Source organism: Enterobacter sp. ZOR0014, from assembly GCF_000798855.1.
Classification (GTDB): domain Bacteria; phylum Pseudomonadota; class Gammaproteobacteria; order Enterobacterales; family Enterobacteriaceae; genus Enterobacter; species Enterobacter kobei.
Genome location: NZ_JTLF01000198.1, coordinates 1 through 12,398 on the forward strand (window position 1 = coordinate 1; position 12,398 = coordinate 12,398).

General features: G+C 56.7%; 9 protein-coding genes. 2 read left to right on the forward strand and 7 right to left on the reverse strand.

The window, feature by feature from the left end:
- Window positions 1–84: 84 nt before the first annotated feature.
- The 4 genes from fbaA to tkt all read right to left on the reverse strand — a co-directional run bounded on the left by fbaA (window position 85) and on the right by tkt (window position 5,821).
- Window positions 85–1,164, reverse strand: a complete 1,080-nt coding sequence (gene fbaA / locus L977_RS10880; protein WP_014885155.1) for a class II fructose-bisphosphate aldolase — start codon at window positions 1,162–1,164, stop codon at window positions 85–87.
- A gap of 92 nt (window positions 1,165–1,256) precedes the next feature.
- The gene (gene pgk / locus L977_RS10885; RefSeq protein WP_014885156.1) at window positions 1,257–2,420 is read right to left on the reverse strand and encodes a phosphoglycerate kinase; all 1,164 of its coding nucleotides are present in this window, start codon (window positions 2,418–2,420) and stop codon (window positions 1,257–1,259) included.
- 49 nt (window positions 2,421–2,469) lie between these two features.
- Entirely contained in the window at window positions 2,470–3,489 is a 1,020-nt protein-coding gene (gene epd, locus L977_RS10890; protein WP_014885157.1) for an erythrose-4-phosphate dehydrogenase, read from the reverse strand.
- A 340-nt stretch (window positions 3,490–3,829) separates the two neighbouring features.
- Window positions 3,830–5,821, reverse strand: a complete 1,992-nt coding sequence (gene tkt, locus L977_RS10895) for a transketolase (RefSeq protein WP_023331255.1) — start codon at window positions 5,819–5,821, stop codon at window positions 3,830–3,832.
- A gap of 272 nt (window positions 5,822–6,093) precedes the next feature.
- On the opposite strand from tkt, the gene L977_RS10900 reads away from it, so the two are divergent.
- A complete protein-coding gene (locus L977_RS10900; RefSeq protein ID WP_023331256.1) occupies window positions 6,094–6,852 on the forward strand; it encodes a M48 family metallopeptidase in 759 nt (252 codons plus the stop codon).
- Window positions 6,853–7,062: 210 nt separating this feature from the next.
- Complete coding sequence (locus tag L977_RS10905) at window positions 7,063–8,331, forward strand: OprD family outer membrane porin (protein WP_047344480.1); 1,269 nt, start codon at window positions 7,063–7,065, stop codon at window positions 8,329–8,331.
- A gap of 113 nt (window positions 8,332–8,444) precedes the next feature.
- Here L977_RS10905 and L977_RS10910 read toward each other — a convergent pair whose 3' ends face one another.
- From L977_RS10910 to L977_RS10920, 3 genes are read right to left on the reverse strand one after another with little or no spacing between them, the layout of a single operon-like run.
- Complete coding sequence (locus tag L977_RS10910; RefSeq protein WP_047344481.1) at window positions 8,445–10,085, reverse strand: thiamine pyrophosphate-binding protein; 1,641 nt, start codon at window positions 10,083–10,085, stop codon at window positions 8,445–8,447.
- A 13-nt stretch (window positions 10,086–10,098) separates the two neighbouring features.
- Window positions 10,099–11,568, reverse strand: a complete 1,470-nt coding sequence (locus tag L977_RS10915; protein ID WP_047625746.1) for an aldehyde dehydrogenase — start codon at window positions 11,566–11,568, stop codon at window positions 10,099–10,101.
- A gap of 9 nt (window positions 11,569–11,577) precedes the next feature.
- A complete protein-coding gene (locus L977_RS10920) occupies window positions 11,578–12,348 on the reverse strand; it encodes an aspartate dehydrogenase (protein ID WP_014885163.1) in 771 nt (256 codons plus the stop codon).
- Window positions 12,349–12,398 lie beyond the last annotated feature (50 nt).

A 12,398-nucleotide genomic window follows, 5' to 3' on the forward strand; every position in this document is an offset into this window, starting at 1 on the left:
CAGCCCCGAAAAAGGGCCAGTCAGTTGCTTAACTGACTGGCATTACCGCTATTGCGGGCCTTTTAACGCTTTCAGCAGCTCAAATTACAGAACGTCTACCGCGTTCAGTTCTTTGAATGCCTGCTCCAGACGAGTAATCATTGAAGTCTGTGCAGCGCGCAGCCATACGCGTGGATCGTAGTATTTCTTGTTCGGCTGGTCTTCGCCTTTCGGGTTGCCCAGCTGACCCTGCAGGTAAGCTTCGTTAGCTTTGTAGTACTGCAGGATACCGTCCCAGGTAGCCCACTGGGTGTCGGTATCGATGTTCATTTTCACCACACCGTAGCTGACGGAGTCTTTGATTTCCTGAGCAGAAGAACCGGAACCGCCGTGGAAGACGAAGTTCAGGCTGTTGTGCGGCAGGTTGTGTTTCTTAGAAACGTATTCCTGAGAATCACGCAGGATGGTTGGAGTCAGAACCACGTTACCTGGTTTGTAAACGCCGTGTACGTTACCGAAGGACGCTGCAATGGTGAAGCGTGGGCTGATTTTGCTCAGCTCGGTGTACGCGTAATCAACGTCTTCTGGCTGGGTGTACAGGGCAGAAGCGTCCATGTGGCTGTTGTCCACGCCGTCTTCTTCACCACCGGTGCAACCCAGTTCGATTTCCAGAGTCATGCCCATTTTGGCCATGCGCGCCAGGTACTTAGAGCAGATTTCGATGTTTTCGTGCAGTGACTCTTCAGACAGGTCGATCATGTGAGAAGAGAACAGTGGTTTACCGGTGGCTGCGAAGTGTTTTTCACCCGCGTCCAGCAGACCGTCGATCCACGGCAGCAGTTTCTTCGCGCAGTGGTCGGTGTGCAGGATAACAGGAACACCGTAGTGCTCAGCCATCTGATGTACGTGGTGCGCACCAGAGATAGCGCCCAGGATAGCAGCACCCTGAGGAATGTCAGTTTTCACGCCTTTGCCCGCGATGAACGCAGCACCACCGTTAGAGAACTGAACGATAACCGGTGCTTTAACTTTGGCAGCGGTTTCCAGTACGGCGTTGATGGAGTCGGTACCTACGCAGTTAACTGCTGGCAGAGCGAAGTTGTTTTCTTTAGCTACCTGGAACACTTTCTGTACGTCATCACCAGTGATCACGCCAGGTTTTACGAAATCAAAAATTTTAGACATGTTGCTTAGTCCTGTATCTTCGGCCGTTAGAAAAGGTGCGAGCTCTGATAAGCGCGCTGAAAATTGGGCAGGTTTCCCTGCCCTTGAATGGCTTACTTCTTAGCGCGCTCTTCGAGCATTGCTACTGCTGGCAGTACTTTGCCTTCCACGAACTCGAGGAATGCACCGCCACCAGTGGAGATGTAGGAGATCTTGTCAGCGATACCGAACAGATCGATAGCTGCCAGGGTGTCACCACCGCCTGCGATAGAGAACGCTTCGCTGTCTGCAATAGCGTTAGCCACGATTTCAGTCCCTTTGCGGAAGTTCGGGAATTCGAACACGCCAACAGGACCGTTCCACAGGATAGTTTTTGCGTTTTTCAGGATATCAGCCAGTTTCTGTGCAGAAACGTCGCCCAGGTCCAGAATCTGCTCTTCATCTTTGATGTCGTTAACAGATTTCAGGGTCGCGGTTGCGGTTTCGGAGAACTCGGTCGCCACGCGAACGTCAGTTGGAACCGGGATGTCACAGGTGCCCAGCAGGCGTTTCGCTTCGTCAACCAGGTCCGCTTCATACAGGGATTTACCCACGTTGTGGCCTTGAGCAGCAACGAAGGTGTTCGCGATACCACCGCCAACGATCAGCTGGTCAGCGATTTTTGACAGGGAATCCAGCACGGTCAGTTTGGTAGACACTTTAGAACCACCAACGATAGCGACCATTGGACGAGCAGGTTCTTTCAGCGCTTTGCCCAGTGCTTCCAGTTCGTCAGCCAGCAGAGGACCCGCACATGCTACGTCTGCAAATTTACCGATACCGTGGGTAGAGGCCTGAGCACGGTGCGCCGTACCAAATGCATCCATCACGAAGACGTCGCACAGTGCAGCGTATTTCTTAGACAGGGTTTCGTCGTCTTTCTTTTCGCCTTTGTTGAAGCGAACGTTTTCCAGAACAACCAGCTCACCAGCAGCCACTTCAACGCCGTCCAGGTAATCTTTTACCAGGCGAACCGGGTTGGACAGTTTGTCTTTCAGGTAATTAACCACTGGCAGCAGAGAGAACTCTTCGTTGTACTCGCCTTCGGTAGGACGACCCAGGTGGGAGGTGACCATCACTTTCGCGCCCTGCTTCAGAGCCAGTTCGATGGTTGGCAGGGATGCACGGATACGCGCGTCGCTGGTCACTTTACCCTCTTTAACCGGTACGTTCAGATCAGCACGGATGAAAACGCGTTTACCAGCCAGATCCAGATCGGTCATCTTAATTACAGACATGGTGAATCCTCTCGTTGATTCTTAAAGTTTTGCAGACGCACGATGCGTCTTACCTGAAACCTTGAGCGGCCATTGCTAACGTGGTGTCGAGCATCCGGTTAGCAAAGCCCCATTCGTTATCACACCAGACCAGCGTCTTGATAAGGTGTGCGCCACTGACCCTCGTTTGCGTGCCATCAACAATAGCGCTGTGCGGGTCGTGGTTAAAATCTACTGAGACCAACGGTAATTCCGTATAGTCAACTATACCATGAAATGCTCCCTGTGCCGCTTTTTGCAGCAACAGGTTGACTTCACAGGCTTTTACCGGTTTTTTCACCGTCACGCTCAGGTCGATTGCGGTAACGTTAATCGTCGGGACACGCACGGCAATCGCTTCAAAACGGTCATTAAACTGCGGGAAAATTCGGGTGATCCCTGCCGCCAGTTTCGTATCTACCGGGATGATTGACTGGCTCGCCGCGCGAGTGCGTCGTAAATCCGGATGGTAGGCATCAATAACCTGCTGGTCGTGCATGGCGGAGTGAATCGTGGTCACAGTGCCGGACTCAATGCCATACGCATCGTCTAACAGTTTGATGACCGGAATAATGCAGTTGGTGGTACAGGAGGCGTTGGAAACGATGAGGTGTTCAGCCTGCAGCTCATGCTGGTTGACGCCAAACACGACGGTCGCGTCGAGGTCGTTACTGCCGGGATGAGAAAACAGGACTTTTTTCGCACCGGCTGCCAGGTGAGCTTCGCCATGTTCGCGATTGCCGTAAACCCCGGTACAGTCGAGCACCACATCCACGCCCAGCTCACGCCACGGTAGCCCTGCGATACTGCTTTCATGCAGCACGCGGATGGCATCGTCACCGACAAACAGCTGCTCTCTTTCCTGGCGAACATCCCAGGCAAAGCGGCCGTGGCTGGTGTCATATTTCAACAAATGCGCCATGCCCGCAGCATCCGCCAGTTCGTTGATTGCCACCACGGTTATTTCCGCACGACGCCCGGATTCATATAAAGCACGAACCACGTTGCGCCCGATGCGACCGAAGCCATTAATCGCTACGCGTACGGTCATAGATCTCCTGCAAAGCTATCCCTGAGTTTGAGGTGGCTGAAAGAGTAATCCAGCTACGCCCGAAGGGGAATCTTTGCTATCACAAACTGCGATTGATTGGTCAATTGTCGAACATTTAATCGACTGAAACGCTTCAGCAAGAATAAGCGAATCGAGGAATAAAAGGAATGGCTGTCCAGATGAATAAGCGTGCTATATGACATGCGTCACATTTTCGGTGGAATAATGCCGGGGAGGTAAAAGCAAAACGGTAACCCAAAGGTTACCGTTTTTAGTGTTTGCGCCCTCTCCCTGTGGGAGAGGGCTGGGGTGAGGGCATCAGCCCGCACCGTACAAGCAATTACAGCAGTTCTTTCGCCTTAGCGACAACGTTATCAACGGTGAAGCCGAACTCTTCGAACAGCAATTCTGCTGGCGCAGACTCACCGAAGGTGGTCATACCGACGATAGCGCCGTTCAGGCCCACGTATTTGAACCAGTAGTCAGCAATACCCGCTTCCACTGCCACACGCGCAGAAACCGCTTTAGGCAGAACAGATTCACGGTAAGCCGCATCCTGTTTGTCGAACGCATCGGTAGACGGCATGGAGACCACGCGCGCCTTAACGCCTTCGGCAGTCAGTTTTTCCCATGCTGCAACCGCCAGTTCAACTTCAGAACCGGTCGCGATGAAGATCAGCTCAGGCTGGCCTGCACAGTCTTTCAGCACGTAACCACCGCGAGCGATGTTCGCCAGCTGCTCTGGCGTACGCTCCTGCTGTGCCAGGTTCTGACGGGAGAGGATCAGCGCAGTTGGGCCGTCCTGACGCTCAACGCCGTATTTCCACGCTACCGCAGATTCAACCTGGTCACATGGACGCCAGGTGCTCATGTTCGGGGTCACGCGCAGGGAAGCCACCTGTTCTACCGGCTGGTGAGTTGGACCATCTTCGCCCAGACCGATGGAGTCGTGGGTGTAGACCATCACCTGACGCTGTTTCATCAGCGCAGCCATACGCACGGCGTTACGCGCATACTCTACGAACATCAGGAAGGTAGAGGTGTACGGCAGGAAACCGCCGTGCAGGGAGATACCGTTGGCAATCGCGGTCATACCGAATTCACGTACACCGTAATGGATGTAGTTACCGGCAGTGTCTTCGTTAATTGGCTTAGAACCAGACCACAGAGTCAGGTTAGATGGCGCCAGGTCAGCGGAACCGCCGAGGAATTCAGGCAGCAATGGACCAAATGCTTCGATCGCATTCTGGGACGCTTTACGGCTGGCGATTTTAGATGGGTTCGCCTGCAGCTTAGCGATGAATTCGTTCGCTTTCGCGTCGAAGTCAGACGGCATATCGCCTTTCATACGACGGGTAAACTCAGCCGCTTCCTGAGGGAAGGCTTTCGCATAGGCGGCGAATTTCTCGTTCCAGGCAGCTTCTTTCGCCTGGCCCACTTCTTTTGCATCCCACTGAGCATAGATCTCAGATGGAATTTCGAATGCAGGGTGTTTCCAGCCCAATGCTTCACGGGTCAATGCGATTTCCGCGTCGCCCAGCGGTGCGCCGTGGGAGTCATGCGTACCCGCTTTGTTCGGAGAACCGAAGCCGATGATGGTTTTGCACATCAGCAGGGACGGTTTATCGGTGACCGCGCGCGCTTCTTCTACTGCACGTTTAATCGAGTCAGCATCGTGGCCATCAACGCCACGCACAACGTGCCAGCCGTAGGCTTCGAAACGTGCTGCGGTGTCGTCAGTGAACCAGCCCTCAACGTGACCGTCGATGGAGATGCCGTTGTCATCATAGAACGCAACCAGTTTACCCAGCTTCAGGGTACCTGCCAGGGAGCACACTTCATGAGAAATGCCTTCCATCATGCAGCCGTCGCCCATGAACGCGTAGGTGAAGTGGTCAACAATGTCATGACCAGGACGGTTGAACTGCGCCGCCAGCGTCTTCTCAGCAATCGCCATACCCACTGCGTTAGCAATACCCTGACCCAGTGGGCCGGTGGTGGTTTCTACGCCAGCGGTGTAACCCACTTCCGGGTGACCTGGAGTTTTGGAGTGCAGTTGGCGGAAGTTTTTCAGCTCTTCAATAGGCAGATCGTAGCCAGTGAGGTGCAGCAGGCTATAGATCAGCATAGAGCCGTGGCCGTTAGACAGCACGAAACGGTCGCGGTCAGCCCATGCCGGGTTCTGCGGGTTGTGGTTAAGGAAATCACGCCACAGGACTTCGGCGATATCTGCCATACCCATAGGGGCACCCGGGTGGCCGGATTTGGCTTTCTGTACTGCATCCATGCTCAGCGCACGAATAGCATTAGCAAGCTCTTTACGTGAGGACATTTTAACTCCAGATCGGACTGTTAAAGGCCATGCCCTTGACGACAGCGCGTTTTGGGCTACGCCGGAAAAAAGTGCCAACAATGTAACCCAAGCCGCAGGGCATGTACATGGACCATTCTTTTGCAGCTTAAGAAATCTCTGGATCATGCTCGCATGTTGCGCAATCTGCTCGCCCGCGCCTGTAGATATTCCTTATACTTATCCCGCCCCCGGCTTCGTTGCGGGTGCACTTTTCGGATTTTATTGAGATTAACAAGTACGGAAGCAACTTCATGAAAATGCGTGCAATAGTGCTGGCCCTGGGTACAACGCTCATGCTGAGCGGCTGTCAGAATATGGATTCTAACGGTCTGATGACGTCAGGTGCAGAAGCCTTTCAGGCCTACTCCCTGAGCGATGCGCAGGTTAAAGCCCTGAGCGATCAGGCCTGTAAAGATATGGACGGAAAAGCCACGATTGCGCCGGCTAACAGTACCTACACACAGCGTCTGAATAAGATTGCTTCCGCGCTCGGCGATAACATCAACGGTCAGCCGGTGAACTATAAGGTTTACATGGCTAAAGACGTCAACGCCTTCGCGATGGCAAACGGCTGCATCCGCGTCTATAGCGGGCTGATGGATATGATGACCGACAACGAAGTGGAAGCGGTTATCGGCCATGAAATGGGTCACGTTGCGCTCGGCCACGTGAAAAAAGGGATGCAGGTCGCCTTAGGCACCAACGCCATCCGTGCGGCGGCTGCCTCTGCGGGCGGTATCGTGGGCAGCCTGTCTCAGTCACAGCTCGGCGATGTCGGAGAAAAGTTGGTCAATTCCCAGTTCTCCCAGCGCCAGGAGTCCGAAGCGGATGACTATTCTTACGATCTGTTGCGCAAACGCGGGATTAATCCGTCAGGTTTAGCCACCAGCTTCGAAAAACTGGCGAAGCTGGAAGCGGGACGCCAGAGCTCCATGTTTGACGATCACCCGGCCTCAGAAGAACGTGCACAACATATTCGCGACCGTATGGCAGCAGATGGAATTAAATAATTCTGGAAGGAGGCAAATTTGCCTCCTTTTTATTTCGCATGAATTGCCAACTTAATCGCACGTATCGATAACTCCCGCAAAACCCTCTCCATATCCGGCTCTTAGCGCTGAAACGTCTGGACACATAATTATTGCAATCATTAACCATTCGGGTAATTATCCGACCTGCAGTAATTCATTTTAATATATTAAGACAGAGACGTTCCCTCCGTGAAAAAAGAATTATCGTTAATTGCTTTAGGTTTATTCGCCGCATTACCCGCCGCTGCAAGCCAGCAATCCGACAGTCAGGGTTTTATTGACGACAGCCATCTGGACCTGTTTTTACGCAATGCGTATATCAGTCGCGACTATCATCAGGGCCAGCAGGATAAAGCCGAATGGGGCCAGGGTATTATTGCCACCTTCACATCCGGTTATACCGAAGGGCTGGTGGGCTTTGGTGTAGACGGCATTGCACAGTATGGCGTTCGTCTGGACGGTGGCCGTGGAAAAAGCGGTGCGGGCGGTATCGACTTCTTTAAACAGGAAGACGATGGCCGGGCAAAGTCCGATTTAGCGAAATTTGGCGCAACCGCCAAAATGCGTATCTCAAATACCGTGCTGAGCTACGGTAATCAGCGTCCTGAGCTGCCGATCGTGAATGCCGACAACTCCCGCCTGCTGTTTGAAAGCTACACCGGGACCCTGCTGACCTCAAAAGAGATCGACGGTCTGGAAGTCAACGCCGGTTACTTTACCGACGAACAGCGCAAAAGTGATGACCGCCACGACAGCGGCCTGAAGAGCCTGACCTTCGGTGGCGCGAGCTACCAGTTTAACGAGCAGTTCAGCGGTGCGGTGTATGCCTCGCATAATGAAGAGGTAATGAACAAGCAGTACCTGGGCCTGAACTTCAAACAACCGTTCAGCACCGGGCAGCAGCTGGTACTCGACTTTAACGGCTATAACTCGCGTCTGGAGCAGGGTTACGCCGACAGCCTCGACACGGGCCGCAGCAACACCATCTGGAGCCTGGCAGCGAGCTATATCTGGGACATTCACACGTTTAAGGTGGCATACCAGCAGAGCAGCGGCAGCACCGGCTACAACTACGGTGGCTACCGCGACCAGGGCGGTGTGGGTGACGGCGGCAACACCATCTGGCTGGCTAACTCCTACTGGTCTGATTTCAACGGCGAAGACGAACGCTCATGGCAGGCATCGTACGGTCTGGACTTTGGCGGACTCGGCCTGCCGGGCCTGAGCTGGACCACCGCCTACGTGCGTGGCGATAACATCAAAACCTCTGAAACCAGCAACGGCAAAGAGCATGAGTGGTTCAACCAGATCCAGTACCAGGTGCAGGATGGTCCGGCGAAAGATCTGAAGCTGAAGCTGCGCTATTCCGTGCTGCGTGTCTCCAGCAACGCCAGCGATTACAACGTGGGTGGGGATGAGATCCGTGCTTACGTGGAATACCCGTTTAACGTGTTCTGATGAAAAAAGCCGGGTGGCGGCTTCGCCTTACCCGGCCTACGGTTTTTTCGCTGTTATTGAGTGAGAAACCGTAGGCCCGGTAAGCGCAGCGCCACCGGGCGATATCCACGATATCAATACAGCGTCTTCTGCGGCGGCCCGGCAAACTTCAGGGCGCCAATCTGCCCCATCCGCACTTCCACTACCGACGGGCCCGGCATCGCCAGCGCTTCTGTCATAACGGCATCAAAATCATCGGCACGCTCAACGCTCCATGCCTGCAGGCCAATCGCCTGCGCCAGCAGAGTGAAGTCCGGCGTATGCAGCTCGTTGTAATACTGACGCCCGCCGAAATACTTATCCTGAATACCACGCATTACGCCGTACCCCCCGTCGTTCATGATCAGCAGCGTCACGTTGGCTTTCTCCTGGGCCAGCGTCGCCAGTTCGCCGAGGTTCAGACTCAGACCACCATCACCCACCAGCCCCACAACCTTGCGCTGCGGGTTAGCTATCGCGGTGCCAATGGCCATCGGCAGCCCCATACCAATGGCTCCGGCCAGCGAGTGAATGTTCATCAGCGGGCCGTTGGCGCGGAACAGGCGGCTGCCCCACAGGCTACCGGACACGGTGATATCGCGCACCAGCAGGCCGTCCTGCGGAAGCGCTTTCTCGATGGCATCGTTAAGTTTCGCATAGGGGCCGCACTGATCGCGCAGGCCCTGCCCGGCTTGCTCAACCGCCTGTTGAACCAGCGCGTCCCACTGCGCGTTGCCCCACTCACGCCCCTGTACGTTGTCGGCCAGCGCGCTAAGCAACGCGGAACAATCGGCTATCAGCGTGTTATCCATCAGATAATTACGGCTCGCCGCCGCCGGGTCGATATCTACCTGTACCCGTGGAGACGGCAGCGCCAGCGTCCATGAGCGGGTTTCGTTGCTGCGCAGGCGTGAACCGGCGACCAGCGTAAAGTCACACTGCGCGATGAGCGCTTCAACGGATGGCGAGTTGTGAAACGCCCGCAGGCTACCGCGATGGCTGTCCGGCAGCACGCCGCGCGCGTGGGTGCTGGAGATGACGGTGATGCCTGCATCCGCCAGCTTTTTCACCGCATCAGCGCTTCTCAGCGCTCCGCCGCCCAGCCACAGCAACGGCTGTTTTGCCTGCTTCAGCTGCCCCCAGAGTGCGTCAACTGTCGCGGGGTCCACGGTGGCGACCGACGTCGGTTTCACCGGTGCGGTCACCAGCGAAAGCGGAATATTGGCACTCTGAATATCAATCGGGATCTCAACAGAGACCGGCCCGCACGGCGGCGTCTGCGCGTCCTGAATCGCTTTGTGCAGGATAGCTATCGCCTGGTTGGCGTTGCTGATGCGGTACGCCCGTTTGGAGCTGGCCTTCAGGAAGGTCAGCTGGTCGCGGGTTTCATGGATAAATCCGGTATCGGCATCCAGCCAGGCTTTTTCGACCTGTCCGGTTAAATGCAGCAGCGGCGTGCAGGCGTTCATCGCTTCTACCAGCGCGCCTACCGCGTTACCCGCACCCGCACCGGTGCTGGTCAGCGCCACGCCGAGACCGGAAAAACGTCCGTGGGCGTCGGCCATGGTCACGGATCCCGCTTCACCGCGCGCGGGCACGAAGCGAATGTTGCCGCGCTGCCCGACCGCATCCGCGATTGGCAGGTTGTGAATGGAGATGACGCCGTAGATGGCCTCAACCTGATACTGCTCCAGCGTTCTGGCGATGGCGTCGCCGACGGTTATCATTTCGCTCATTGCTCACCCTTTCTCAGTCGCACCAGTGGTTGACGCTGTTACCCGTCGCCAGATAAATGCTCTTTTGCTGCATCCAGGCTTTCAGCCCCTGAATGCCCTTTTCGCGGCCCAGACCGCTCTCTTTAAAGCCCCCGAACGGGGTTGAAATCGCAAAGACTTTGTAGGTGTTGATCCACACCGTGCCCGCCTCAAGCTGTTCGCTCAGGCGCAGCGCGCGCCCGGCATCGCGCGTCCAGATCCCCGCCGCCAGGCCGTACACCGAGTCGTTGGCCTCGCGGATAAGCGTGGCCTCGTCGCGAAACGGCATCGCCACCAGTACCGGGCCGAAGATCTCCTCCTGACACGTGCGGGCGCTGTTGCTCAGCCCTTCGATGAGGGTGGGCAGGAAGAAACTGCCGTTTGCCAGCTCAGGATCGGCCGGGATCTCCCCGCCGCACAGCACGCGGCCCCCTTCGCGCTTCGCCAGCTCGACGTAATCCTGCACGCTCTGACGATGTTTAGGGTTAATCAGCGGCCCGACATGGGTGCCGTCGGTAAACGGATGTCCGACGCGCAGTCCGCGCGTGAGCTCAAGCAGCCGCGACATCAGCGGCGCGTAAACACTCTCGTGGATAAACACCCGTGAACCGGCGATGCACGCCTGCCCTGCCGAGCTAAAAATGCCGTAGCAGATGCCGCGCGCGGCCTGCTCGATGTCTGCGTCTTCCAGCACGATGGTCGGTGATTTTCCGCCCAGCTCCAGCGATGCCGGGATCAGCTTTTCCGCCGCCACGTGTGCAAGATGGCGGCCCGTAGTGGTGCCACCGGTAAAGGAGATTTTGCGCACCTTAGGGTGACGCGCCAGCGCATCGCCAATCACCGAGCCTTTACCGGGTAGCACGCTCAGCAGCCCGGCGGGCAGCCCGGCCTGTTCAAAAATACGCGCCAGCTCCCGCGCCATCAGCGGCGTGGCCTCGGCAGGTTTGAGGATCACCGCATTTCCGGCGGCAATCGCCGGGGCAACCTTTTGCATTTCGCTGGCAATCGGCGAGTTCCATGGCGTGATGGCAGCCACCACGCCGAGCGGTTCATAGCGGCTCAGGGTCAGCAGATCCGGCTGGCGTGGCGTCGGGAGTTCCCCTTCCAGCAGCTCGCAGGCAGAGGCAAAGTAGCGCGCTGTCCCTGCCGCACTCATCACCAGCCCACGCGCCTCCGCGAGCGGCTTGCCGTTATCGCGGCTCTGCATTTTCGCCAGTTCCTCGACGCGGGATTCAATCAGATCCGCGACCTTATGCAGGATCCTCGCGCGCATGTGCGGCAGGCTGCTGCGCCACGCGGGATCGCGCCACGCCCGCTCGCCGGCCTCGATTGCGTCATTCAGATCGTCGAGACTTGCCGCATTCAGCGTCGCATTGATCGACCCGTCTGCCGGGAAATGGCTCTGCATCGGGTTGCCTCCACCATGTCGCCAGTGGCCGCCGATAAAAATCTTCAGATCGTCCATCGTCGCTCCTCAGCTCAGGGCCAGCTCGCGGCAGGCGCGTACCGCGCTCAGTGCTGCAAGAGTGGAGGTTTTAGGGTTAGACGCCAGCGGCAATCCACTCAGCTCAAGATGGAACTCGCCGAACACGCCTTCGACATGCAGCGTGTGGGTATTGCGCTTCGTTGCCGGGTCGACCATCAGCTGCACGCGCGTCTCGTCCATCCCGACGCCACCGAGCGCCACCGTCGCCGCCACGTTGGCGTTCGCCGGGAACAGGCGCGCCGCCTCGCGGGCGCTGCCTTCAAAGAAAACGCTCGCCTCAGACACCGCGTTAAGGTCGATAAGCTGCTCAGCATAACTGCCGCGCCAGCTGGCCGGGCTTTTGCGCGACTGATAGGTCACGCGTTCCAGCCCGCCCTCTTTCGCCGCCGCCAGCCCGTCAATACCGGCAACCGCGCCGGAGAGCAACGTCAGCTTGCCGCCAGCACTGAGCAAACGCTGCTCCAGCGCGCTGTCCGCCAGCGCGCCGGTGGAGATCACCGCCAGATGCCAGCCGCGACGCAGTATGTCCTCGCCGTACTGCGCCACCGCCTGCTGGCTGGCGCACTCCAGCACCAGATCGGGCGTGTCAGCGCATGCCACTGGCGAACCGAGCGCCACCACTGCATCACCAAACTGTGTGTGAATCGCCGCATGATGAGATTCACGCGCCACGATCCAGCCGATAGCCACGCCCGCGGGTAAACGCTCAATCACCGCCTGCGCCATGGCGCCAAAACCAATTAACATGATCTTTTTCATAATGTGTCCTTACAGGTGGCGGCAGAAGCCGCCGGAAACGTCCAGCGCGG

What these genes read in the sequence shown, in the direction of transcription:
- fbaA (WP_014885155.1), bottom strand. Translation starts at nt 1,164, where the DNA reads ATGTCTAAAATTTTTGATTTCGTAAAACCTGGCGTGATCACTGGTGAT.
- pgk (WP_014885156.1), bottom strand. Translation starts at nt 2,420, where the DNA reads ATGTCTGTAATTAAGATGACCGATCTGGATCTGGCTGGTAAACGCGTT.
- epd (WP_014885157.1), bottom strand. Translation starts at nt 3,489, where the DNA reads ATGACCGTACGCGTAGCGATTAATGGCTTCGGTCGCATCGGGCGCAAC.
- tkt (WP_023331255.1), bottom strand. Translation starts at nt 5,821, where the DNA reads ATGTCCTCACGTAAAGAGCTTGCTAATGCTATTCGTGCGCTGAGCATG.
- L977_RS10900 (WP_023331256.1), top strand. Translation starts at nt 6,094, where the DNA reads ATGAAAATGCGTGCAATAGTGCTGGCCCTGGGTACAACGCTCATGCTG.
- L977_RS10910 (WP_047344481.1), bottom strand. Translation starts at nt 10,085, where the DNA reads ATGAGCGAAATGATAACCGTCGGCGACGCCATCGCCAGAACGCTGGAG.
- L977_RS10915 (WP_047625746.1), bottom strand. Translation starts at nt 11,568, where the DNA reads ATGGACGATCTGAAGATTTTTATCGGCGGCCACTGGCGACATGGTGGA.
- L977_RS10920 (WP_014885163.1), bottom strand. Translation starts at nt 12,348, where the DNA reads ATGAAAAAGATCATGTTAATTGGTTTTGGCGCCATGGCGCAGGCGGTG.